We start from the raw sequence: 23247 nt of genomic DNA, 5'->3' as shown, positions 1-23247 counted from the left end.
GAGACTCGTTTAGCCAGCCTGCTCGCTGGTGCGTTCGCGGTGAATACTGACGCCCACATTGGCAGCGTCGGGCACGGCGCCGGGTTTGCTTATGCGCAAGGTCACCGCATCAATCGAAAATTCGCTAAGCAGAATGCGGCTCAGCGCTTCGGCCAGCGACTCGATCAATTCGAATCGGGCACTGCCAACAAAACCCAGCACACGATCGGAAACACTTTTGTAGTCGACCGTCTGGCGCAGATCATCGCTGCGCCCCGCTGCATCCAGCGTGGTGAACAGCACCATGTCCAGCACCACCCGCTGACGCAGCTGGCGCTCCCAGTCATAGACGCCGATGCAGGTGTCACCCTGCAAACCTTCGATAAAGACCTGATCACGCATGCGCAGCCCCGCGCGGCGCGCTGAGTTCACTCAGCGGCCAGCGCGCCCTGACCGGCGCGCCACTGCGCTGCGCATCGGCCAGCCGCAGGGCGCCAACATGGGCAATCATTGAAGCGTTGTCGGTGCACAGCGCCGCCGAGGGCACGAAAAAATGCGCCCCCTGCGCCTCGCACAAGGTCTGCAGCGCGGCGCGCAGGCGGGTGTTGGCCGCCACCCCACCGGCGATCAGCAGCCGCGACATGCCTGTGGCCTCCAGCGCCCAGCGGCATTTGGTGCTCAGGGTCTCGACCACCGCCAGCTCGAAATCCGCCGCCAGATCCGGGTGATCCTGCACATCCGACACTTTGGCCAGCTGGTTGGCCACGGCCGTTTTGAGGCCGCTGAAACTGAAATCCAGGCCACGTTGTCGGGTCAGCGGTCGCGGCAATGTGAAACGCCCCGGCGTACCCTGCGCAGCCAGGTGCGCCAGCGCCGGGCCGCCCGGATAATCCAGCCCGAGCAACTGCGCAGTCTTGTCGAACGCCTCACCCGCCGCATCATCAAGGCTTTGGCCGAGTAACTCATAGCGCCCCAGCGCATGGCAGGCCACCAGCATGGTGTGGCCGCCCGAAACCAGCAGGGCAACAAATGGAAAATCCAGTTCCGGCTCGGACAGCACCGGCGCCAGCAGATGCCCTTCCATGTGGTGCACCGGGATCAAGGGCAGATCCGCACCCTGGGCCAGTCCGGCCGCCAGCGATGCGCCAGCCAGCAGCGCGCCAACCAACCCCGGCCCGGCGGTGTAGGCCACCGCATCCACGTCTGCCAGCGTACGCCCCGTCTTGTGCGATAATTCGGCCAGCAGCCCGGGCAGACGTCGCACGTGATCGCGTGACGCCAGCTCGGGAACCACACCACCGTAAGCGGCATGCAAATCGATCTGGCTGTGCAAAGCCTCGCCGAGCAATCCGTCCGTGGTGTGGTACAAAGCCACCGCTGTTTCGTCACACGACGATTCGATGCCCAGCACCAGTGCGTTGCGCGCGTCAGCCAAACTGTTTGCCCAGTCAAAAACAGGGCGCATTTTGGCAGATTGCAGGCATGGTTGTGTTCGGCGCCGATGCTGCGTAAAATCTGCGCCCTTTTTCCGCCAGTGTGTCCGGCGGAATTTCTATCCGATTAGTTGAAGCCTGCATGCCAAGCGTAAAAGTCAAGGAAAACGAGCCGTTTGAAGTGGCCCTGCGTCGTTTCAAGCGTTCCTGCGAAAAAGCCGGTGTTCTGACCGACGTCCGTCGCAAAGAATTTTTTGAAAAGCCGAGCCAGGAACGCAAGCGCAAACGCGCCGCTGCGGTCAAGCGCCACGCCAAGAAACTGTCCCGCGAGATCACGCGCCGCCAGCGCATGTACTGAGGCGCGCGATGAGTCTGCGCGCCCGGATTCAGGACGACATCAAAACCGCCATGCGGGCCCGCGAGCAGGACAAGCTCGCGACCCTGCGCATGCTCTCGGCGGCGATCAAGCAACGTGAAGTTGATGAACGCGTCGAGCTGGCGGACGGCGATGTATTGAGCCTGGTCGAAAAGCTGATCAAACAGCGACGCGATGCCGCCAAGCAATATGACGATGGCGGTCGCCCTGAGCTGGCCGAGAAAGAAGTCGCTGAAGCCGCACTGCTGGAAGTTTATCTGCCAGCCCAGCTGAGCGATGACGAACTCGCCGCACTGGTCGACAGCTGCATTGCTGAGGCTGGCGCTGCCGGCCCTCAGGATATGGGCAAGGTCATGGGCCTGATCAAGCCGCGCGCGGCTGGCCAGGCCGACATGGGCAAGGTCAGTCAGTTGGTCAAGGCCAGACTGACCAGCTAACGGGTTGATTCCTCAGGATTTCATCGACGATCTCCTGGCCCGGACCGACATTGTTGAAGTGATCCGTCCGCGCGTTGATCTCAAGCGCGCGGGTCGTGAATGGAAGGGCTGCTGCCCTTTCCACAACGAAAAAACCCCCTCCTTCCACGTGGTGCCGCACAAGCAGTTCTATCACTGCTTCGGTTGCGGCGCGCATGGCCATGCCCTGCGTTTCGTGATGGATTTCGACCGCCTCGACTTCCCTGCCGCGGTCGAGGTGCTGGCCGGCATGGTCGGAGTCGAAGTACCGCGCCGGGGTGGCGACGCCGGCGCTGCCCGCAACAAGGCCCTGTACGCCATACTGGACCGCGCCCACGCGCGCTTCCGGGAACAGCTGACCGCCGACAGCGAGGCCATGCGCTACCTGGACAAGCGCGGCGTCAGCGCCGACATGATCCAGCGCTTCGAGCTCGGTTTTGCACCGCCCGGCTGGGACTTTCTCAGCGCCAAGCTAAGCCCGCTGGACGATGCCGACAACGCCGGACTGGTGGTGCGCAAGGATGACGGCAAGGTCTATGACCGTTTTCGCAACCGCCTGATGTTCCCCATTCGCGACCCGCGCGGTCGCGTGGTCGCATTTGGCGGCCGCACCCTCGACGATGACCCGGCCAAGTACCTGAATTCACCCGAAACACCGGTGTTCCACAAAGGCGCTATGGCCTACGGTCTGTACGAAGCCAAGCAGGCCAACGCCAGCCTGGATCAGGTCATCGTGGTCGAAGGCTACATGGATGTCATTGCCCTGGCTCAATTCGGCTTCACCCAGGCTGTTGCAACCCTGGGCACGGCAACCAGCAGCGATCACCTGCGCCTGCTCAGCCGACAAAGCCCGCGCATCGTGTTCTGCTTCGACGGTGATGCGGCCGGCCTGCGCGCGGCCGAGCGGGCCCTGGATGTGTGCCTGTCGGTGCTGACCGACGGCATGAACATCCGCTTTTTGTTCCTGCCTGACGGCGAAGATCCCGACAGCCTGCTGCACCGCGACGGCGCCGAAGGCTTCCAGCAGCGCCTGAACGACGCCACCCCGCTGTCACAACGTCTGCTGGAACGACTCGAGGCGCGCCTCGACCTAAGCAGCGCCGAAGGCCGTGCTGCTCTGCTCAACGAAGCCAAGAAGGTGCTGGCGCCCATCGATGCACCGGCCTTTCGTGCCCTGATGATGCAATCGCTGGAACAACGCGCCGGCCTCAGCGGCAAAGCCGTGAATGAGCTGGTCGGCCCAGCGCCCGAGCGCGAGGTGCAGCGTCGGCAGATTCAGGCCCCGCAGCGCATGACACCCGTGCGCCGGGCCATCGCCCTGCTGCTGACCTACCCGCGCTGCGCCGAAGCCTTCAGCGATGTTGAAGGCCTGGCCGCCAGCAGCGTCGCCGGCGCCGCACTGCTCAGCGAATTGCTTGACCGCGTGCACGAGCACCCCCACATGCACTGTGCGGCCCTGATCAACAGTTACGCCGGTCGCGCCGAGCACGAGATTCTGGAGCGGTTGTCGCTGGTCGACCCGGAAATTGACGAAGAACCGGCCATTATCGAGTTCGTGGCCACCTGCGAGAAGTTGCGCCGCGAGTCGCGCAAGAGCGAATTGGAACTGTTGCTCGACGCCGCGCGTCATGGACGACTCGACGAAGACGGCAAAGCGCGTCTTAAAGCCTTGAACCAAAAGCGCGAAAAACCATCTGAATAGAACGATGGTCGGCACCGTAAAAGACCCAGGATGCAGGTCGAAAATGCACCACAATGGTGGGATGGAATGCCCACTTTTGGTATAATTGTAGTTTTATTTTGCCTCAGTGCGCGCGCTGCACGTTCAGCGCCGCTCTCCCAGCGGGAACCCCAGACTCCATGAGTGTAGAAAAACAATCAAAGCTTAAGCTTCTGATTGCCCAGGGCAAGGAACGCGGCTACCTGACGTATGCCGAGGTCAACGACCACTTGCCGGATGACTTCGTCGATCCGGAGCAGATCGAAGAAATCATCTCGCAGCTCAACAACCTCGGTATTCAGGTGCACGAAGAAGCGCCGGACGAGGAAGAAATGCTGTTGTCCGATGCCGCCGCTGCGGACATCGACGACGACGATGAAGAAACCGAAGAAGCCGTCGCCACGCTGGCTGCACTGGATGCCGAGTTCGGCCGTACCACCGACCCCGTGCGCATGTACATGCGCGAGATGGGTAGCGTGGAACTGCTCGACCGCGAAGGTGAAATCCGCATTGCCAAGCGCATTGAGGAAGGCCTGGCCGAAGCCATGCAAGCGCTTATCGCGCATCCTGAAACCGTGGCCATTCTGCTCGAGCATTTTGCCGCGTACAAGGAAGGCGAGCGCCGCATCACCGATTTGATCGTCGGTTTTGTTGACCCCGAAACCGGCGACCCGCTGACCGGCCCTGGCTCTGCCAGCGCGCTGGCAGCTGCCGAAGAAGCCGAGAACTCCGACGAAGATGTCGAGCCGCCGGCTGACACCGGCCCCGACCCGGAAGAAGTCGAAGAAGCCTTTGCCAAGCTGCAGGCCCTGTTCGATGTGTTCATGGATAAGCTCGAGAAAAAGGGCTACCAGCACAAAGAAACCAAAGCTGCGCAAGCCGCTCTGGTGCCGGTGTTCATGAGCCTGAAGCTGCCGCCCAAGGTCACCGACGAGATCACCGACAACATCCGCAATCAGGTTGCCGCGATCCGCGAGATCGAACGCGACATGATGCGCATCATCGTGCGCGACGCCGGCATGGCACGCGCCGACTTCATCAAGCAGTTCCCCAAGAACGCCACCAATGCGGCCTGGATCGAAAAGCTGATCCGCGCCAAGCGCAAGTACTCCTCGCGCATTGGCCAGCACCAGGATGAACTGCTCGACCTGCAGGGCCGTATGCTGCAGGTCGAAGCCGATACCCTGCTGCCGACCTCGGAAATCAAGGAAATTCACCGCCGCATGTCGATCGGTGAAGCCAAAGCACGCCGCGCCAAGAAGGAAATGGTTGAGGCCAACCTTCGCCTGGTGATTTCCATTGCCAAGAAGTACACCAACCGCGGCCTGCAGTTCCTGGACCTGATTCAGGAAGGCAACATTGGTTTGATGAAAGCGGTCGACAAATTCGAGTTCCGTCGCGGCTTCAAATTCTCCACCTACGCGACCTGGTGGATTCGTCAGGCGATCACCCGCTCCATCGCTGACCAGGCACGCACCATCCGTATTCCGGTGCACATGATTGAGACCATCAACAAACTCAATCGCATCAGCCGCCAGATGCTGCAGGAGATGGGCCGCGAAGCGACCCCGGAAGAGCTGTCTGAACGCATGGAAATGCCGGAAGATAAAGTGCGCAAGGTGATGAAGATCGCCAAAGAGCCGATCTCCATGGAAACCCCGATCGGCGACGACGAAGATTCGCACCTGGGCGACTTCATCGAAGACGCCAATGCCGTGGCTCCGCTGGATTCCGCCACCGTGGAATCCCTGCAGGAAACCACCCACGATATCCTGGCTACCCTGACCCCGCGCGAAGCCAAGGTGCTGCGCATGCGCTTCGGCATCGAACTGAACACCGACCACACCCTTGAGGAAGTGGGCAAACAGTTCGACGTGACCCGCGAACGCATCCGTCAGATCGAAGCCAAGGCCCTGCGCAAATTGCGCCATCCCAGCCGCGCCCAGCACCTGCGCAGCTTCCTCGACGAGAGCTAGTTCGCACCTGCGGGAATCCATGGCCACATCAAGATGGGGCCATGAATGGCCCAACGCCGCATGGCGGCGAAAAGAAACCCGGACCTGCGCCGGGTTTCTGGCCGCAAACGCGGGCAGGATGCCCGATGTTTGATCTAACGAGGGCCTATAGCTCAATTGGTTAGAGCAGCGGACTCATAATCCGTTGGTTCCAGGTTCAAGTCCTGGTGGGCCCACCAATCACGAAGGCCTTGCGTGATCTTTCGCGCAAGGCCTTTTTGTCGAGCCACCACCCGGCAGCGCTCTGATCTGACGTACGCAGCGCCAATCCGGTAGCGACCATGCCAAACATGGTCACAGATGCGGGATTTCCCCGGAAAAACACCAGATTTTCAGGGATAATGTGTCAGCTCTAACCGCTTTCAAGAATAAATTCATGCTGGATTCCTATCCCTATCCCATCGCCCGCGTGGGCGTCATCGGCGGCGGGCAGCTCGGCCGCATGCTGGTCATGGCCGCGCACCGTTTGGGATGTGAAGTGGTGGTACTGGACCCCTACCTGAATTCCCCGGCCGGCCAACTGGCCGGACACCAGATTGTGGGCAACTATCACGACCCCGCGCGACTGCGCGAGCTGGTTGAATCCACCACGGTGACCACCTTCGAAATTGAGGACATCGACACCGACACCTTGATTGCGCTGGAGGATGAGGGGCACAAGATTTTTCCATCGCCCAGGTTGTTGGCCGAGATTCAGGATAAATACCGGCAGAAACAGCTGTTCGCCCGAAACGGAATCCCGACCTCGGATTTCATCGACATGCCAGAGCCTGACCCAGCCGCATTCGAAGCTTTTGGCTACCCACTGGTTCAGAAAACCCGCCGCGGTGGTTACGACGGTCGCGGTGTTGCGGTGATGAAAAGCGCGGCGGATTTCGACAACTGCTTGAAAGCGCCCGGCCTGGTCGAACGCTTTGTCCAGGCGAGCAAAGAGCTTGCGGTGATGGTGGCGCGAGGCCAGGACGGCGACGTGCGCTGCTACCCGGTGGTCGAGATGGAGTTCAGCAGCGGCGAAAACATCCTGGACCGGCTGCTGGTGCCGGCCCGCATCGACGACGCCACCACCGAGGCCGCGCAAGCGCTTGCGGTTCGCACCGTTGAAGCGATCGACGGCATTGGCATCTTCGGCGTGGAGTTGTTCCTGACGGACGCTGGTGAGTTGCTGGTCAACGAGATAGCCCCGCGCACGCACAACTCCGGCCACTACACGATTGAAGCGAGCGTGACCGACCAGTTCGAGCAGCACCTGCGCACCGTCACCAATTTGCCGCTGGGCGCCACGGATTTGCTTCAGCCGGCCGTGATGCTCAACTTGCTTGGCGAACCAGGTTACACCGGACGCCCGGTGATTCAGGGTCTGGCCGACAGCCTCAAGGTGCCCGGTGTGGCCGTCCAGCTTTACGGCAAAGCCGAGACCAAACCGCATCGGAAAATGGGCCACATCACAGTGACAGCGCCGACCCTCGAGCTGGCCAACGAGCGCGCCTCGGCCGTGAGCCAGACCATCAAAATCGTTGGAGAACAGCCGCTATGAGCGAAATTCGCGTCGGCATCATCATGGGCAGTGATTCGGACCTGCCGGTCATGCAGGCTGCAGCTGACAGCTTGCAGACACTGAAGGTTGGCTACGAGATGACGATCGTGTCGGCTCACCGCACCCCTGAACGGCTCTACGACTACGCCCGCAGCGCTCAGCAACGCGGTCTCAAGGTCATCATTGCCGGTGCCGGCGGGGCCGCACATCTGCCAGGCATGGCAGCAGCCATGACTGAATTACCGGTGATCGGCGTTCCGGTCAAAACCTCAAGCTTGAGCGGTCAGGATTCGCTGCTGTCGATCGTGCAGATGCCACCTGGCGTGCCAGTCGCAACGGTGGCCATCAACGGCGCCAAGAACGCCGGCATTCTCGCGGCGCAGATTCTGGCGACCGCTGATGAGGACCTGCGTGCACGGGTCGTACAGTTCAAGCGCGACATGGAACAGATGGTACTGGGCAAGGTTGAGTCATGGCAGCAGAACGGCCCCAGCTTCCCGAACGGCGGCAGCTCCAGCATGTAAGCATGTTGCCCAGCAGCAAACCTTGCCGGGCCTACTCAACTCAGGCCGCTGGGCTGCGCAATTTGAACCAGGAGCGTTGCTTTACCGCAGGTCGCTTCAGCGCCTCCTCAAAACCAGATCCGCTGGCCTTGGCAAGCTCCAGCGAGCGATCCGCCGCGCGAATCAATCCAGTTGATTCCCATGCGCTTTCCGGATAGCTGGCCGCACCCACGGCGAGTTCGAAAAACACATCGGTATCCTTGAAGCGAATCGGCTGCCTCATGCTTTTGATGGCACGCTTCGCAATATCGCTCACCTGTGGTGATTTGCCGCCCGTCTCCATCAGCACGGCGAGCCGGTTTTGGTCCAGGCGGAAGGTCAAGTCACAGCTTCTCAGCACCGCGCGCACCCGTTGCGCCACCTCCGGCATGTACGCATCACAAGCCACCGGTACCTCTTGTGGCGCCACCTGCACCAGATCCATCACCAGCAGGGCAAAAGCACGCCCGTAACGCTCGGCGCTATCAACCAGATGCTCAAGCCGGTCTTCAAAGGCGGCGCGGTTGCGCAGCCCCGTCTGGGTATCCAGCATGCTCATGCGTGACAGGCTGTCGTGGTGCCGTTGCAACTGCGTGCGCAATCGATGCCCGTCGATGGCCCCTCTTACAGCTTTGGACAGGCCCTCGGGCGACAGACCGTTCTTGCTCAGGTAATCAGCGGCCCCAAGCTTTAGCGCCTCCACAGCGACCGCCTCATTGCCCGTGCCGGTCAGCATCACAATGGGTGGATAACGGTTTGAAGCACTGCTCTTGAAGGCATTCAGAACACCCAGGCCACTCGCCGTCGGCAGGTTGTTGTCGAGCAAGACACAATCCACCGCACTGGCGCCCAGCAACTGGGCCAGCTCGGTGCAATCACTGCGCAGCGTCAACATGGCGTGCGGCATGGCCTCTTCGACACAGTTCTTGATGATTTGCTGATCCGTTGGGCAATCGTCGACGACAAGCAGATGCATGGCTGAAATCCCCTGAAAATATCTGCGATCAGAATCGCTACTGCGACATGAAGATTCTGTTAACTATCAGTCAGATCCTAGAACCGGTTCGGAAAATGTTTGCGCAGCAGATTGTTCAGTGAGTCCTCGCTCAAGGCCTTGGTTACAAAGTCATTGATGTCGGGATTCGATCGCGCAGCTTCGCGATCATCGGGGTTGAGCGACGTGGTCACCATCATCAGAACCACATCACCACGGGCATTGTCATCCAGCGACTGATACGCCTTCAGAAAGTCCCAACCGTTCATGATGGGCATGTTGATATCAAGCAAAATCAGCTCGGGGCGCGGGTACTGGCCATTCTTGGGCGTCGTCAGGTACTCAATGGCTTCCTTGCCGTTCGTGGCAACCGTAACCCGTTCACTCACGCCCATCTCATCAAACAGCATTTCGTGCATGAAATTGTCCGCATCGTAGTCATCTACCAGCAAGACTTCGCCAAGTTTTGGTGTCATATGCGCATCCCAACACAAGTGATGATTGTTTAACGCTCCCAGCGCTGAGGTGGGAACCCGTTAGTCGGTGATCAAACCGCAGATCATGCGCAGCTTGGTGTCAACAATTCGTTAAACCGCACCAACCTCAAAACATCAACAGAACCGACCAAACCAATACTTCACCTTGTTTTCACACGCTTTTTCTCACACTGCGCGCTCCTTCAGCGCAGGCCAAAGACGTGCAAGACACCACACCGTCGTTGTCCCGAGATCTTGATCACGAACTGGACCAGGTCCGCGATCAAATGGTGAATCGCATCTGGTCGGGGATCTGCCTGCTGGCCGTGCTGGGCGTGCCCATCTCTATCTCGCGCACCTTCTCCACCGGTTGGTTACCGCTTTATGGTGTGCATTTGCTGCTGGGCGGCATCGCCCTGGCCACCTATTGGAACCGGCGGCGCATTGCTACACATATCAAATCCCACATTGCCATCGCGCTGTTCTGGGCGGTGGGCTTGATGGGGCTGAAATCGCTGGGCTTGCTGGGCGCGGGCACGTGGTGGCTGGTGACCAGTGCGTTGCTGATCAGCGTGCTCTATTCAGAGCGCGCCGGCCTCGTCGCCATCGCGGGCGTCTGTGTGGTCGTGGCCCTGTTTGGCGTGGCCTACTCCAGCGGCTTTCTTGCACTGGCTTTTGATGCCAATGCCTACATCACTGAGCCGGCATCCTGGGCCACACTGCTGATCGCCACCGTGGTACTTCCGCTGGTGGTATTCAGCGCGGTCTCCAACCTCAGCCATACCGTAGTTGATCTCAGCCGCGAGCTTGACCGCCAACGCGAGGAAAATGAGCGCCTGGCCAAGATTGACGAACTCACGGGCATCCCGCGCAGCGCCATGGCCATGGATCGACTGGAGCAAGCGCTGATTCGCGTCCCACGCCAGGGACGCAAGGTGGCCGTATTGTTCATCGATCTGGATGGCTTCAAGCAGGTCAACGACCGTTACGGGCACGATGCCGGCGATATGGTGCTGCGCACCGTATCGCAGCGCTGCACACGCACCCTGCGCATTGACGACACAATTGCCCGGCAGGGCGGCGACGAGTTCATCGTTATCCTGCAAGGCTTGGCGATCATGGAGCAAGCCGTTGATGTTGCGGAAAAGCTGATCCAGACCATTGCCGTGCCCATGCGGTACGCCGATGCCGAACTGCAGATCGGTGCAAGCATCGGGGTCGCCGTGTCACCGGATCACGCCCAGGATGCCAAGTCGCTCATCGCCGCGGCTGACGCCGCGATGTACAGCGCGAAGCGCAAAGGCAAGAACCGCTGCGCCCTGGCCACCCGCAGTCACGCTCTGCGCGTTGTCAGCAGCCAGAGCGCCTAGCTGTCCAGCCAGCGCCGTATCGGCGCGAAGCACACCGGCCAAACTGATTTGACCTTGTTTGTGTAAGACTGAGGTGTACAGGCGTAGTCCGCCCACCTTTTGTTACGGAAACCAATGGCCATGACACACAAAGTGTTCCTGCTCGTCAGCATGCTGGTGCTTGTTGCCTGCTCCGCAGAGACCCCGCAAGCGAACGATGCGCAAACCACCCCCACCAAACCGACCTCGCCGGTAGCCGACCAAACAGCTGAGCTTGATCCACGCTGGGTGTGGGATCTGAGCAGTCTGTACAGCTCAATGGACGCATGGCACGCAGCGCGCGCCGAGGTGCTTGAGCAGGCCGAAGCGGTCGCGCAGCTCGAGGGCACCCTTAGCAAGGGCCCCGCAGCCTTGCTCAAAGCTGTACAGGACATATCAGCCCTGACCAAGGCTGCAGCGCGGGTCTACACCTATGCCTCGCTGGATGCCGATGAAAATGTCGCCGACAACGCCGGCCAGGAGCGCCGCCAGCTGGCCCAGCAAATGTACAGCCGGGTCACCCAAGCCTTTGCTTGGATGGCGCCGGAAGTGATCGCACTGGGCCCTGATACGCTGGCCTCGTACATCGCCGACGAACCGAAGTTGACCACCTATCGCCACACCCTGACCAACACCCTGCGCAAGGCGCCGCACGTACGCTCGGCCGAAGTGGAAGCGGTGATGGCTGCAGTACAACTGCTTCAGGCGCAGCCTTTCAACATCTACGGCACCCTGGCGAATTCGGACATACCGTTCCCGACGCTGGAGATTGCCGGCAAGGAAGAAACGCTGATCAACAGCCAGGGCTATTCACGTCACCGTGGCCACCCTGATCGCAACGTTCGCCAGGCGGTGTTCGAAGGCTACTGGGGTACCTGGGCCAAATACAGCAGCTCGGTGGGCCAATCACTGAGCGCACATATCCAGTCACAGGTTTTTGAAACGCAGCAGCGCAATTACGCCGACACCCTGACCCGTAATCTGTTTTCCGACGCCCTGCCCAGCGAGGTCTACGACACGCTTGTCAAAGTCACCAACGAGAACCTGGACACGCTGCACCGCTATCTCCGCCTGCGCGCGAAAGTGCTCGGATTGAGTGATCTGAACTATCACGACATCTATGTCGATCTGGTCCAACCGATACGCAGCTACCCGATCGAAGACACCATCACTCTGGTTCAGGACGCCATGGCGCCGCTGGGTGAGGACTATCAGGCCAGGCTCGCGCAGGCCACCAGCCAGCGCTGGATGCATGTGTACCCAAGCAAAGGTAAGCGCTCTGGCGCGTACATGGCCGGCAGCGCCTATGACGTGCACCCGTTCATCCTGCTCAACCATCAGGATGACTTCAACTCGGTGTCGACCTACGCGCACGAGTGGGGTCACGGCATTCATCAGGTGCTGAGCAACGAAAATCAGCCCTGGCACCTGTCAGATTTCTCGATCTTCACCACCGAGACCGCGGCGATCGCCAATGAACTGCTGGTCCAGAACCATATGGTCCAGCAATCCCGCTCCGACGAAGAAATGCTGTTCTATCTCGGCTACGCCCTGGAGCAAATTCGCACGACCTTTTTCCGCCAAACCATGTTCAGCGAATTCGAAGGCTCGATTTACAACGCCATCGAGAATGGCGAGGCCCTGTCCGGCGCGCGCATCACAGAACTGTACGCCGATATCGTGCGGCGCTATCACGGCCATGACCAAGGCGTTATGAATGTGCCGGACCTGTACACCCATGAGTGGATGTTCGTGCCGCACTTCTACTTCAACTACTACGTCTTCCAGTACGCCACATCAATTGCCGGTGCGGCTTATTTTGTTGAACAAATCACTGCCGACAAAGAAGACACTCAAGCACGCGATACCTATCTGGCGTTTCTCAAGGCCGGTGGCGCGGATCACCCCTACACGCTGTTCCAGCAAGCCGGCCTGGATATGGCCAGCCCCGAGCCTTACGAGGCGCTGATCCGGCGCATGAACGAGTTGATGGATGCCTTTGAAGCCACCTGGGCGCGCCTGAACAATCCAGCGAGCTGACCCAAGGCACGCGCGCAGGATATACGCGCGGCGCTGTGCGTCTCTTGCGGGCCGAGACACCGGCCCAGACTTCGCGTGAACCCGAGACAAAGAAAAACGCCTCCGAAAAGGAGGCGTAAGTCTTTGGCTATATGGTGGGCGGCACAAGATTTGAACTTGTGACCCCTGCCGTGTGAAAGCAGTGCTCTACCCCTGAGCTAGCCGCCCGGTGCGGGCCGCGCTTGTCGCGCGGCCGCGTAATTTAGCCGCTGGGCGTCACAAAGACAAGTCCCAGCCGCTGAACTTACATGGCCGGCTTGATGCCCAGCGCTGCAAAGCCCTTGGCTTCGAAGTTTTTCTGGAACATGGCCTTGAGCTCCTCGGCCTTGGCGTCGTACTGCGCGCCATCGTCCCAGCCGTTCTTCGGATTGAGCAGTTCCGCGTCGACACCCGGGCAGGACTTCGGCATTTTCAGACCAAAGATCGGATGCACGTCGTACTCCATGCCCTCGGCATGCAGGTCGCCGGCCAGCGCGGCATTGAGCATGGCGCGGGTGGCCTTGATCGAAATGCGCTGCCCCTCGCCGTAACCACCACCGGTCCAGCCGGTGTTGAGCAGTATGCAGCGGGTCTTGTGCTGTTTGACCTTCTCGGCCAGCAGCTTGGCGTAAACCGACGGCTTCTGGGCCATGAACGGCGCCCCAAAACAGGCTGAGAACGCGGCCTTCGGCTCGGTGATACCGACTTCGGTGCCGGCCAGCTTGGCGGTGAAACCGGATACGAAGTGGTAGATCACCTCGTCTTCGTCGAGGATCGACACCGGCGGCAGCACGCCAAAGGCATCGGCGGTCAGGAATACCAGCGTATTCGGGTGCGGGCCGCGTGCGCCTTCAGCCACACCGGGGTTGCAGGCCAGCGGGTAGGAGAAACGGGTGTTTTCGGTGATCGACTGATCGGTCAGATCCAGTTCCTGCGGATCGGTGTCCTCCAGCGCAATACCCGGCAGCGGCGGCACGTTCTCGATCAGGGTACCCGGCATGGACAGCGCGGCCGCAATCACCGGCTCGGCGTCCTTGTTCAGGTCAATCAGCTTGGCGTAGCAGCCACCTTCAAAGTTGGACACGCCCTCGGCCGTCCAGGCGTGCTCGTCATCACCGATGAGCAGACGCTCGGGGTCGGCAGACAGGGTGGTCTTGCCGGTGCCGGACAGGCCGAACAGGATCGCCGAATGACCGTCCTTGCCGATGTTGGCAGACGAGTGCATCGGCATCTCACCGCGTTCCGGCAACAGGTAGTTCATCACCGTGAAGATGGCTTTCTTGTTGATGCCGCAGTAATCGGCACGCCCCAGGACCATCACCCGACGGTTGCGGAAATCGAGGATCACGGCGCGGTCGGACGCGGTGCCATCACGCTCCGGATCACAACGGAAGCTGGGCACGTTGATGATGGTCCAGCGCTTGTCATCTTCGTTTTCGATGCCGTCGACCTGATCCACGAACATGTTCTCGATGAACATCGCGTGGGTGGCGTATTCACCGACAAAACGCAGCGGGATGGCGTAGCTCGAAATCCAGCCCGAGTACTGATCCTTAACGTACAGATGACCGCCCTTGGCGTTCAGATGATCGATCACGCGTGCGAACAGCGCATCAATCTTGCTCGGGTCGAACTTCTTGAAGTCGTTCTTCCACCAGACCTTGTCATCAATTTCCGGCCAGGCCACGGCAAAGGTGTCCTGGACCGGGCGACCGGTGCAGGTCGGCTCGGTGTAGAAGATCAGCGGACCATGCACACCCAGCTTGGTGGGAAACGCTTTCTGCTCGTCATCCGGGCCATCAATACGCACACGACCACGGTCGTTGGCGATGGCTTCGTGAAACAGTTCCTGCTTGGTCAGGCCGTATTTGAAGGTGACATTGGACAGACCCAGCTGCTGTTCCAGTTGCTCGGCGATTCCCATATGTTTCTGCGCTCGTGTAACCAAAATAAAAACGCCAGGCACTAAGGCCTGGCGCGGGAAGTTGTCTAGCGTCGGACGTCGATAATCTGCAGACGCAGTTTGGCTGGCGCATTCAACATCATCGTCTTTTCTGAGGCGATCAGTTTCACGTGCACAAGCCGGGTTGACGCGGACGAGGCGGGGACCATGCCCCACCGTATGGAACCGGGTATTCTAGCTGAATATTGCGAAAATGTTGAAACTTTCGACAAGCGCGAAAAGCCAGAAGGGAGCTGGCCGATAAGCCGGGTTCTGTCGTGGACAGTCATTCCTCTGCGACCGACGTCACCGTCGGCCTGTAGCAACCTACCCGGAAGCAGCGCGGGCCACGCCATTGCTTCCCTATTTGGTCTTGCTCCGAGTGGGGTTTACCTAGCCATCCGCGTTACCGCGCGATGCGGTGCGCTCTTACCGCACCCTTTCACCCTTACCGCTCCCGAGGGAGTGGCGGTCTACTCTCTGCTGCACTTTCCGTGGGCTCACGCCCCCCAGGCGTTACCTGGCACTCTGCCCTGCGGAGCCCGGACTTTCCTCGCACCGCCAGGCGGCGCGCGACTGTCTGGCCAGCTCCCGCGCGCATTGTAGGCCAAGCGCGTCCGCTGCGGGGTTCAATCGCGCTCCAGCGCCCATTGATAGTAGGTGTTGGCTTTGCCGCCACACAATCGCGCGGTGAGTTTGGCCGCCTTGCGCGCGGGCAGCTCACCGAGCAAAGCCTCAAGCACCTGACGCGCATCCAGTGCGCTGGCCTCTTCGGCATCCTGCACTCCTTCGATCACCAGCACGAACTCCCCGCGCCCTTGCTCGCCGGGGTCAGCCGCCCAGGCGGCCATGTCCTGCGCACTGCCAACCTGCACGGATTCGAAGCGTTTGGTCAGTTCGCGCGCCACACACACCCGCCGCTCGCCACCCAGCACCGCGCACACATCAGCCAGACTGGCGGCCAGGCGGTGTGGTGATTCATAAATCACCGTGGTGCGGCTTTCGCGTCGCAAGCCCTGCAGCCGCGCCCGCCTGGCCACCGCCTTCGCGGGCAAGAAACCTTCGAAGATGAACCGCTCGGCAGGCAATCCGGACAACACCAGCGCCATGCTCAGCGCGGTCGGCCCGGGCACGCACTCGACAACACAGTCCGCAGCACGTGCGGCACGCACCAGGCTGTAACCCGGGTCGGCGATCAACGGCATACCGGCGTCGCTGATCAAGGCCAGACTGGCCCCGTCATGCAAGGCTTTGATCACCCCGTCCAGGCGCCCGGGGTCATTTTCATTGTGGGCATGCCAGGCGCTCAGAGGCGTTGCGATGCCGTAATGACGCAACAGCTTGGCGCTATGGCGCGTGTCCTCGGCCAGGATCCGGTCGGCATCGGCCAGAGCACGCAAGGCGCGCGGGCTGATGTCTTCCAAATTGCCTATGGGGGTCCCAACGAGCACCAGCCGCCCTGCCATGCCTCAATGTCCTTTAAATCCACTATGCTGTGCAGGCTTGACCGCCCGTGTTTGCGACTATCGCATGAAAATCATGTCACTGTTTCCCCGATTTGCCACCCACGCGCTGCCCGTATGCATTGCCCTTACGGTCGCCGGCTGCGCCGGGCTGCCTGCGGTCACCCCAGGCATGGGCACCAGCACACAGGCACCGCGTACCGCCGAGAACCTGATTGCCGAAGGTCAGTACGTGGAAGCAGCGGTCATCGCCCTGGATGATGCCGCCATGATCGAGGGCAGCGCTCGCATCGCCAAGCTGGAGACCGCCGCATGGGCGGCTGCGCGCGGTGAGGCTCCGGAACTGATCCAGCAAGCACTCACCTTGTACCCCAACGTGGTGACCAGCGCCGAGCAGCAGGCCACACGCCAGACCTATCAAGCCCTGCTTGCCGCATTGCAGGAAAACCCGGCCCAGGCGCTGGAATTGATCAGCACCACCACACGCCCCAGCCGAGCGCGCCCACTGGGTGACTATTGGCTGACCCAGGCGCTGGCTTACCGCTTGCTGGACGACGGTGAGGCAGCCACGCTGATGCTTGTCCGCCGGGAAGCCCAACTCAGCCCGAATCAGGCCGGGGTCAACCATCAGACCATCTGGTCGCTCCAGCAGGAATCCTCGCGTTTTCTGTTCGCGGATCCCTCCGTGCGCTACGACGCAACCACCCAGGGCTGGTTGGAGCTGGGCCAGATCGCGCGGCGCTTCTGGACCGACGAGAACGCAATCTACGATGCGCTCAACCAATGGCAACTCAGCTTCCCGGGACACCCCGCGTACGCCGAGTATCTGGCCATCGCCGAGCAAACCGCACTGACCACCCTGCACTCGGCTGTGCGTCGCATCGCCCTGCTGCTGCCGACATCAGGTCGACTGGCCGAAGCGGCCATGGCCGTGCGTGACGGCTTTATCGCAGCGCACTTTGCCGACACCGCAACGCAGCTGGATGTGCGCATTTACGACACCGGCAAAGACGCCATGGACGCTTACGACCAGGCCGTTGCCGATGGCGCCGAATTGATCGTCGGCCCTCTCGACAAACAACAGGTCGAAGCGGTCATTCAGTACAACGCCAACCGGCTGCCGATTCTGGCCCTGAACTATCGTGACCAGCCCGGCCAGAACCCCGCGGTGCTGGAGTTTGGTCTCTCGCCCGATGACGATGCGCGCTCGGCTGCCCTGCGTGCGCTGGATGATGGTTTGACGCACGCCATCGCACTGGTGAGCGACGACGAATGGGGCCAACGCTCTCTGCAAGCCTTCCGCCAAGCCTTCATGGCCGGTGGGGGTGTGCTTCTGGACGCCAGTTATTTCACCGGCGGACCACGGGAATATCAGAACACCATCAAGTCGCTGTTGCGCTTGCAGGAAAGCGCAGCCCGATTTGAGGCCATCCAGCGACTGGTAGGCGAAGAGCTCGATACCGCGCCGGTCCGCCGCCAGGATGCCCAGCTGGTTTATCTGGCCGCCACACCCACGCAGGGCCGGCAAATCCGCCCTCAACTGCGCTACTACCACGCCGAGGATTTGCCCATCTACTCGGGCGGACGCATTTACGCTGGCACCCCCGACCCGCGCCAGGACAAAGACCTCAACGGCGTTCATTTTTGTGCCATGCCCTGGCTGCTGGGCAACAGCGAGACCTGGCGCAACCGTCGTGCTGAGGTTGGCCAGGCCTGGCCCGGGCGCGCACGCCGCTATGAACGGCTCTACGCCATGGGCAACGATGCCTATTTGCTAGCCAGCAAGCTACGCAATGCCAACTGGTCTCAACTGCCACTGATTCCCGGCGCCACCGGCGAGCTGTCACGCGAGCAGCAACGCATCGTGCGCACCCTGCCATGCACCGAATTCGTAGGCGGGGTACCGCAGGTTCACAATGCCCCGGTGCGCCAGCGCGGCTCGTGAGCGCGCGCGGCGCCGCCGCTGAAGCACAGGCCTGCGCATACCTTGAGCGCGAGGGCCTGATCTGCCTGGAGCGCAACATGAGCTGTCGTCTCGGCGAGATCGATTTGATCATGCGCGACCGCGAAGAAGTGGTCATCGTTGAGGTGCGCGCGCGCGCCCATGGCGCATTGGTTGACGCCCTCAACAGCGTATCGACGCATAAGCGCCGACGCATCATCCAGGCCACGCGATACTGGCAAACGCGGCACCCTGAACTTGCCGATGAGCCGCTGCGCTTCGACATTGTGGCCATCAATGGTCAGCACATCGACTGGCAGCGCAACGCCTTTGAGGCCCTATGAGCCTGACCCGCGGCCAGCTTGATGGCCTTCGCGCCTGCGGCAACGCAGAGATCCTGACCGACCCGGCTCAGAGGCTGGCCTACGGCTACGACAACAGCAAGCAGCAGGCGCAGCCCGATGCGGTCGTGCTGGCCGAGGACAGTGCGACGATCGCGGCACTGGCGCGCTGGTGCAGCGCACAGCGTGTACCTCTGGTGGTGCGTGGCGCCGGCACCAACACGGTGGGGGCCACCGTGCCCACCCGCGGGGGTATCGTGCTGAGCCTCGAGCGCATGCACCGCATCATTGAATTTTCGCCAGAGAATCAGTACCTCCGCTGCCAGGCGGGCACTCGCAACGGAGATGTGCAGGCACGTGCGCAAGATGCCGGTTTGTTCTGGCCACCCGATCCAACCAGTTCAGGCTTTTCAACCGTCGGAGGGAACCTGGGCTGTAACGCAGGCGGGCCGCGCGCGGTCAAGTACGGCACCTGCCGCGACAACATACTGGGCCTCACCGCAGTGACCGGCGATGGTCGCATCATCGAAGCCGGATGCCGCACGACCAAGGGCGTGGTTGGCTATGATCTGACGCGATTGCTGGTGGGCTCCGAAGGCACATTGGCGATCATCACCGAAGCCACCCTGCTGTTGCGCGCGCAGGCCGAAGCGCGCTGGAGCATCCGAGCCGCCTATGCCAGCGTAGAAGCAGCGGCCGCCGCAGTATCCGCCATGATGGCCCAGCCCGTGCGGCCCTGTGCCCTGGAATTCATGGACGCAACCGCAGTGAAGCTGGTGCGCGAGCACGGCGGCGTCGAACTGCCCGGCGACACCCAGGCGCTTTTGCTCATCGATATTGACGGCGCCGCTGAGCGTCTGGCTGATGACGCGGCGACGTTGCGGCACTTCGCCGCCCACAACGCGCTGCTCGATTGGTCGGTCGCAAGCGATCCGTCTGCGGCGGCAGGGCTATGGCAGGCGCGTAAAGCGCTTTCCCCCTGCCTGCGGTCGCTGGCCCCACAGAAAATCAATGAAGATGTCGTGGTGCCCGTATCGCGCCTGCCCGAACTGATTGAGCGGTTGCAGCAGATCTCGGCACAGTTCGCGCTGCCGATCGTTAACTTCGGCCATGCCGGCAATGGCAATGTGCATGTCAACATCCTGGCCGACTTCGCGATTGCCGCCCAACGCGCGGCTGTTGAACCCTGCCTTGAGGCCGTTTTCAGCTGCGTTCTGGAGCTTGGCGGCACCCTGTCCGGTGAGCATGGGGTGGGCCTGGCCAAACGGGCTTTTGTTGCGCGCGAAGTGACACCAAGCTCATTGGCGCTGATGCATCAGATCAAGCAGGTCTTCGATCCGGTCGGCATCCTCAATCCAGACAAGACCTTACCGGCTATTTGACCAGCTTGAGATTGGGTCGCCCACGCGGCGGGCGCGGTGGCTCATCCTCAGGTGTATCTTCATCGGCCGCGCCATCGCGTTCATCATCCGTCACTGCGCGAATCTCATCCTGCAATCGCTGAGCGACAGCCGATTGGGCCTCATCAGCATCATTGGGGAACATCATCCCCTCACCGGTCTCACGCACAACCAGCGCTTCGATCGCAGCCATCGGCACATCAAGCATTTCGCTGCGCCCGTTGAATCGGGCATAACCGGTCAGCGCGTCATTGCTGATTTCGCGTTGCTTCATGGCGGAAAAATTGACGTTCAGGGTAATCCGCCCCTCCTCCACGAAATCCTGCGGCACGCGCACGCCTGGCAGCTCGGCATTGACCGCAACCAGAGGGGTCAGGCCACTGTCCTCACACCATTCGATCATTGCGCGTAAAAGATAGGGTTTTCGGGGAATCATCCGCAGTCCTTGAATGCGTTTGGCTGGCTAAAAACAACAAAGCCGGCGCAGGCCGGCTTTGTCTTCACGCAGCTTGTGCGACTTAGTGTACGTCTTTCCAGAACTCGCGCTTGATCGCGTAGGTCAGCGGAATCAGGATGAAAATGACGTAGAGCAGAGCCCAGAATCCACGGTCGTGCATCTTGGCTTTGCCCGGTTCGGCGGCATAGCTCATGAAGTTGACCAGGTCAGCAACGACCCCATCGTACTCCTTGGCCGACAGCTCACCGTCCACAACCAGTTCGAACGGCGGCTCAACCGGACCATGATGGCCACCGGCGTCGTCATGATGCTCTTCCTCACCAAGCACCTGGTAACCCTGCAAGCCACCGAGCACATGCGGCATGGAGGCCCCCGGCAACTGCAGGTTATTGGTACCGGTGGCCTTGCTGTCATCAAGATAGAAGCTCTTGAGGAAGCTGTAGACCCAGTCGGCACCACGCAGACGCGCGGTCAGGGTCAGATCAGGCGGGGCCTGTCCAAACCACTCTGCGGCTTTCTCCTGCGGCATGGCAGAAAGAATATGCTCACCCGGCTTGTCGGTGGTAAACATCAATTTGCTGAGCAGATCATCCGGAATCGCGTGATCCTGAGCCAGCCGGTTGAAACGCAGGTACTCCATGGAATGACAGCCGGAGCAGTAATTCATGAAGTACTTGGCACCACGCTGAACTGACGAGGTGTTCTTGGCATCCGGCTCAAAGGTGTACAACACGTGTCCACCGCCTGCGGCGCTGACAGCCGTAGCTGTCAGCAACATCGAAAGTGCAATGATCAGGCGATTCATGACGTCACCCTCGCCGGCTCCGGCTTGGTCTTGTCCATCTTGGAGTAGATCGGCATCAGCAGGAAGAACAGGAAGTAGATCACGGTGAAGATCTGCGCGGCCAGCGTTTTACCGGCTGTCGGAGCCTGCAGCCCCAGCCAGCCCAGGACCACAAAGCTGACCGTGAAGAGCGCCAGCGCGATCTTGAAGATCGGGCCTTTGTAACGGACCGACTTGACCGGGCTGCGATCCAACCACGGCAGTACGAACAGGATCAGGACCGCACCGAACATGGTGATCACGCCGAACAGCTTGTCCGGCACCGCACGCAACATGGCGTAGAACGGCGTGAAGTACCACACCGGCGCAATGTGCTCGGGTGTCACCGCTGGATTGGCTTCCTGGAAGTTGGGTTTTTCCAGGAACAAGCCGCCGACCTCCGGCAGGAAGAACACGATCGTAAGGAAGATGGCCAGGAACACCGACACACCGAACAAGTCCTTGACGGTGTAGTAGGGGTGGAACGGAATGCCATCCTTGGGCACGCCATTTTCGTCCTTGTCCTTCTTGATATCGACACCATCAGGGTTGTTCGAACCGACTTCATGCAAGGCCAGCAGGTGAGCCACGACCAGTCCGACCAGGACGAACGGAATCGCGATCACATGCAATGCAAAGATACGGTTGAGGGTCGCGTCTGACGGTACGAAATCGCCCTGAATCCAGATCACCAGGTCTTCGCCAACCACCGGAATCGCACCGAACAGCGAGATGATGACCTGCGCACCCCAGTAGGACATCTGGCCCCACGGCAGCACATAGCCGAAGAAGCCTTCTGCCATCAGTGCCAGGTAGATCAAACAGCCGAACACCCAGATCAGTTCACGCGGTTTGCGGTACGAGCCGTACAGCAGACCACGGTACATATGCAGGTACACGACGATAAAGAACGCCGATGCACCGGTTGAATGCAGGTAGCGGATCAAATCCCCCCAGGGGACGTCGCGCATGATGTATTCGACCGAACCGAAAGCCAGATCAGCTGACGGCTTGTAATGCATGGTCAGGAAAATGCCGGTCAAAAGCTGGTTAACCAGCACCAGCAGAGCCAGCGACCCGAAGTAGTACCAGAAGTTGAAGTTCTTCGGTGCGTAGTACTCCGAGACGTGGTCTTTCCACATCTTGGTCAGCGGGAAGCGATCATCGATCCAGCCGAGCACGCCTGTGGTCTTGTGCGGATTTGCAACGATGCCCATTTACGCGACCTCCGGATCTTCGCCGACGACGATGGTGGTGTCGCCTTCGTAACGGTGCGGCGGCACCGGCATGTTCAACGGCGCCGGCACACTCTTGTAAACGCGTCCGGCCAGGTCGAACTTGGAACCATGGCAAGGGCAGAAAAACCCGCCTTTCCAGTCGGCGCCAAGATCCTGTGCCGGGTAATCCGGACGGTAGGACGGCGAACAGCCCAGATGGGTGCAACGCCCGATCATCACCAGAATTTCCGGGTTGACCGAACGGAACTCGTTCTGAGCATAGACGGGCTGCTGCTCTTCCTGCGACTCGGGGTCACGCAGTTGGCCTTCCACCGCCTTGAGATTGTTCAACATTTCTGCCGAGCGGCGCACGATCCAGACCGGGCTTCCACGCCATGTCGTGATCAGCAGCTGCCCTTCCTGCAGCTTGGAAATGTCCACCGTAACCGGTGCCCCCAAGGCCTTGGCCCTTTCGCTCGGTGCCAGCGAGGCCAGAAATGGCCAAGCTGCAGCAGCGGCACCAACACCCCCTGCCGCAACACCGGTGAGCGTCAGGAAGCGGCGTTTGCCGACATCCACGCCGTTAGAACTCATCGCGTAACTCCTGGTAGATCTTTTTTTCGGCATGCTGAAGTCATGCCCAGTCAGCCGTTTTTCTCCTGAACACCACGCCGGCTCGCTAGATCCGGTTG

General features: G+C 60.8%; 21 protein-coding genes, 2 tRNA genes and 1 other RNA gene. 12 read left to right on the top strand and 12 right to left on the bottom strand.

Annotation, left to right across the window (positions count from 1 at the left end):
• Positions 1–9: 9 nt before the first annotated feature.
• On the bottom strand, positions 10–381 hold the full coding sequence (gene folB / locus ATO7_RS14895) for a dihydroneopterin aldolase (RefSeq protein ID WP_083563128.1): 372 nt from the start codon (positions 379–381) through the stop codon (positions 10–12).
• Positions 374–1414 carry a tRNA (adenosine(37)-N6)-threonylcarbamoyltransferase complex transferase subunit TsaD gene (gene tsaD / locus ATO7_RS14890; RefSeq protein WP_407938472.1) on the bottom strand — a complete coding sequence of 347 codons (1041 nt, stop codon included), beginning with the start codon at positions 1412–1414 and terminating at the stop codon, positions 374–376. Before tsaD ends, folB begins: the two co-directional genes overlap by 8 nt.
• A gap of 140 nt (positions 1415–1554) precedes the next feature.
• Between tsaD and rpsU the strand changes: the two genes are divergently transcribed.
• The 7 genes from rpsU (at position 1555) to purE (ending at position 8036) form a co-directional block, all read left to right on the top strand.
• The gene (gene rpsU / locus ATO7_RS14885; protein WP_083563124.1) at positions 1555–1770 is read left to right on the top strand and encodes a 30S ribosomal protein S21; all 216 of its coding nucleotides are present in this window, start codon (positions 1555–1557) and stop codon (positions 1768–1770) included.
• An 8-nt stretch (positions 1771–1778) separates the two neighbouring features.
• Positions 1779–2225: a GatB/YqeY domain-containing protein gene (locus ATO7_RS14880; RefSeq protein WP_083563122.1), complete on the top strand. Its 447-nt coding sequence runs from the start codon at positions 1779–1781 to the stop codon at positions 2223–2225.
• Between the two features lie 4 nt (positions 2226–2229).
• Positions 2230–3945: a DNA primase gene (gene dnaG, locus ATO7_RS14875; RefSeq protein WP_083563120.1), complete on the top strand. Its 1716-nt coding sequence runs from the start codon at positions 2230–2232 to the stop codon at positions 3943–3945.
• Positions 3946–4103: 158 nt separating this feature from the next.
• On the top strand, positions 4104–5939 hold the full coding sequence (rpoD, locus tag ATO7_RS14870; RefSeq protein WP_083563117.1) for an RNA polymerase sigma factor RpoD: 1836 nt from the start codon (positions 4104–4106) through the stop codon (positions 5937–5939).
• Positions 5940–6080: 141 nt separating this feature from the next.
• Positions 6081–6157: transfer RNA gene (locus ATO7_RS14865), tRNA-Ile, on the top strand.
• A gap of 200 nt (positions 6158–6357) precedes the next feature.
• A complete protein-coding gene (gene purK, locus ATO7_RS14860) occupies positions 6358–7512 on the top strand; it encodes a 5-(carboxyamino)imidazole ribonucleotide synthase (protein ID WP_083563288.1) in 1155 nt (384 codons plus the stop codon).
• Entirely contained in the window at positions 7509–8036 is a 528-nt protein-coding gene (gene purE, locus ATO7_RS14855; protein WP_083563115.1) for a 5-(carboxyamino)imidazole ribonucleotide mutase, read from the top strand. The genes purK and purE overlap by 4 nt, the downstream gene beginning before the upstream one ends.
• Before the next feature lie 40 nt (positions 8037–8076).
• On the opposite strand, the gene ATO7_RS14850 is transcribed toward purE, so the two are convergent.
• On the bottom strand, positions 8077–9030 hold the full coding sequence (locus ATO7_RS14850; RefSeq protein ID WP_083563113.1) for a GGDEF domain-containing response regulator: 954 nt from the start codon (positions 9028–9030) through the stop codon (positions 8077–8079).
• Between the two features lie 77 nt (positions 9031–9107).
• Positions 9108–9524, bottom strand: coding sequence for a response regulator (locus ATO7_RS14845; RefSeq protein WP_083563111.1), 417 nt, complete (start codon positions 9522–9524; stop codon positions 9108–9110).
• A 221-nt stretch (positions 9525–9745) separates the two neighbouring features.
• Between ATO7_RS14845 and ATO7_RS14840 the strand changes: the two genes are divergently transcribed.
• A complete protein-coding gene (locus tag ATO7_RS14840) occupies positions 9746–10894 on the top strand; it encodes a GGDEF domain-containing protein (protein ID WP_083563109.1) in 1149 nt (382 codons plus the stop codon).
• Between the two features lie 120 nt (positions 10895–11014).
• Positions 11015–12952: an oligoendopeptidase F gene (gene pepF, locus ATO7_RS14835; protein ID WP_158523227.1), complete on the top strand. Its 1938-nt coding sequence runs from the start codon at positions 11015–11017 to the stop codon at positions 12950–12952.
• 132 nt (positions 12953–13084) lie between these two features.
• Here the strand turns inward: pepF and ATO7_RS14830 are convergent.
• The 4 genes from ATO7_RS14830 to rsmI all read right to left on the bottom strand — a co-directional run bounded on the left by ATO7_RS14830 (position 13085) and on the right by rsmI (position 16378).
• Positions 13085–13159 (bottom strand) — tRNA-Val (locus ATO7_RS14830).
• Positions 13160–13235: 76 nt separating this feature from the next.
• Positions 13236–14894: a phosphoenolpyruvate carboxykinase (ATP) gene (locus ATO7_RS14825; RefSeq protein ID WP_083563104.1), complete on the bottom strand. Its 1659-nt coding sequence runs from the start codon at positions 14892–14894 to the stop codon at positions 13236–13238.
• A gap of 264 nt (positions 14895–15158) precedes the next feature.
• Positions 15159–15504: RNase P RNA component class A (gene rnpB, locus ATO7_RS14820), an RNA gene on the bottom strand.
• A gap of 37 nt (positions 15505–15541) precedes the next feature.
• Entirely contained in the window at positions 15542–16378 is an 837-nt protein-coding gene (gene rsmI, locus ATO7_RS14815; protein ID WP_083563103.1) for a 16S rRNA (cytidine(1402)-2'-O)-methyltransferase, read from the bottom strand.
• 73 nt (positions 16379–16451) lie between these two features.
• Between rsmI and ATO7_RS14810 the strand changes: the two genes are divergently transcribed.
• From ATO7_RS14810 to ATO7_RS14800, 3 genes are read left to right on the top strand one after another with little or no spacing between them, the layout of a single operon-like run.
• Positions 16452–18320, top strand: a complete 1869-nt coding sequence (locus tag ATO7_RS14810; protein ID WP_158523226.1) for a penicillin-binding protein activator — start codon at positions 16452–16454, stop codon at positions 18318–18320.
• Positions 18317–18661, top strand: coding sequence for a YraN family protein (locus tag ATO7_RS14805; RefSeq protein ID WP_240499493.1), 345 nt, complete (start codon positions 18317–18319; stop codon positions 18659–18661). Before ATO7_RS14810 ends, ATO7_RS14805 begins: the two co-directional genes overlap by 4 nt.
• Positions 18658–20040 carry an FAD-binding oxidoreductase gene (locus ATO7_RS14800; protein ID WP_083563095.1) on the top strand — a complete coding sequence of 461 codons (1383 nt, stop codon included), beginning with the start codon at positions 18658–18660 and terminating at the stop codon, positions 20038–20040. Before ATO7_RS14805 ends, ATO7_RS14800 begins: the two co-directional genes overlap by 4 nt.
• On the opposite strand, the gene ATO7_RS14795 is transcribed toward ATO7_RS14800, so the two are convergent.
• The 4 genes from ATO7_RS14795 to petA form a co-directional block, all read right to left on the bottom strand.
• Positions 20033–20494: a stringent starvation protein B gene (locus ATO7_RS14795; RefSeq protein WP_083563093.1), complete on the bottom strand. Its 462-nt coding sequence runs from the start codon at positions 20492–20494 to the stop codon at positions 20033–20035. The genes ATO7_RS14800 and ATO7_RS14795 overlap by 8 nt on opposite strands.
• An 82-nt stretch (positions 20495–20576) precedes the next feature.
• The gene (locus ATO7_RS14790) at positions 20577–21320 is read right to left on the bottom strand and encodes a cytochrome c1 (protein WP_083563091.1); all 744 of its coding nucleotides are present in this window, start codon (positions 21318–21320) and stop codon (positions 20577–20579) included.
• On the bottom strand, positions 21317–22555 hold the full coding sequence (locus ATO7_RS14785) for a cytochrome b (RefSeq protein WP_083563089.1): 1239 nt from the start codon (positions 22553–22555) through the stop codon (positions 21317–21319). Before ATO7_RS14785 ends, ATO7_RS14790 begins: the two co-directional genes overlap by 4 nt.
• Entirely contained in the window at positions 22556–23149 is a 594-nt protein-coding gene (gene petA / locus ATO7_RS14780) for a ubiquinol-cytochrome c reductase iron-sulfur subunit (RefSeq protein ID WP_083563087.1), read from the bottom strand.
• Positions 23150–23247 lie beyond the last annotated feature (98 nt).

The organism is Oceanococcus atlanticus, from assembly GCF_002088235.1.
Lineage (GTDB): Bacteria > Pseudomonadota > Gammaproteobacteria > Nevskiales > Oceanococcaceae > Oceanococcus > Oceanococcus atlanticus.
The sequence above is the reverse complement of the archived record's forward strand: the minus strand, read 5'-3'. Positions and strand labels throughout refer to the sequence as shown.

Excerpts from the sequence above, each read along its gene's own strand:
- folB (WP_083563128.1), bottom strand. The coding sequence starts at position 381 with ATGCGTGATCAGGTCTTTATCGAAGGTTTGCAGGGTGACACCTGCATC.
- rpsU (WP_083563124.1), top strand. The coding sequence starts at position 1,555 with ATGCCAAGCGTAAAAGTCAAGGAAAACGAGCCGTTTGAAGTGGCCCTG.
- ATO7_RS14880 (WP_083563122.1), top strand. The coding sequence starts at position 1,779 with ATGAGTCTGCGCGCCCGGATTCAGGACGACATCAAAACCGCCATGCGG.
- rpoD (WP_083563117.1), top strand. The coding sequence starts at position 4,104 with ATGAGTGTAGAAAAACAATCAAAGCTTAAGCTTCTGATTGCCCAGGGC.
- purE (WP_083563115.1), top strand. The coding sequence starts at position 7,509 with ATGAGCGAAATTCGCGTCGGCATCATCATGGGCAGTGATTCGGACCTG.
- ATO7_RS14850 (WP_083563113.1), bottom strand. The coding sequence starts at position 9,030 with ATGCATCTGCTTGTCGTCGACGATTGCCCAACGGATCAGCAAATCATC.
- ATO7_RS14845 (WP_083563111.1), bottom strand. The coding sequence starts at position 9,524 with ATGACACCAAAACTTGGCGAAGTCTTGCTGGTAGATGACTACGATGCG.
- pepF (WP_158523227.1), top strand. The coding sequence starts at position 11,015 with ATGACACACAAAGTGTTCCTGCTCGTCAGCATGCTGGTGCTTGTTGCC.
- ATO7_RS14825 (WP_083563104.1), bottom strand. The coding sequence starts at position 14,894 with ATGGGAATCGCCGAGCAACTGGAACAGCAGCTGGGTCTGTCCAATGTC.
- rsmI (WP_083563103.1), bottom strand. The coding sequence starts at position 16,378 with ATGGCAGGGCGGCTGGTGCTCGTTGGGACCCCCATAGGCAATTTGGAA.
- ATO7_RS14810 (WP_158523226.1), top strand. The coding sequence starts at position 16,452 with ATGTCACTGTTTCCCCGATTTGCCACCCACGCGCTGCCCGTATGCATT.
- ATO7_RS14800 (WP_083563095.1), top strand. The coding sequence starts at position 18,658 with ATGAGCCTGACCCGCGGCCAGCTTGATGGCCTTCGCGCCTGCGGCAAC.
- ATO7_RS14795 (WP_083563093.1), bottom strand. The coding sequence starts at position 20,494 with ATGATTCCCCGAAAACCCTATCTTTTACGCGCAATGATCGAATGGTGT.
- ATO7_RS14790 (WP_083563091.1), bottom strand. The coding sequence starts at position 21,320 with ATGAATCGCCTGATCATTGCACTTTCGATGTTGCTGACAGCTACGGCT.
- ATO7_RS14785 (WP_083563089.1), bottom strand. The coding sequence starts at position 22,555 with ATGGGCATCGTTGCAAATCCGCACAAGACCACAGGCGTGCTCGGCTGG.
- petA (WP_083563087.1), bottom strand. The coding sequence starts at position 23,149 with ATGAGTTCTAACGGCGTGGATGTCGGCAAACGCCGCTTCCTGACGCTC.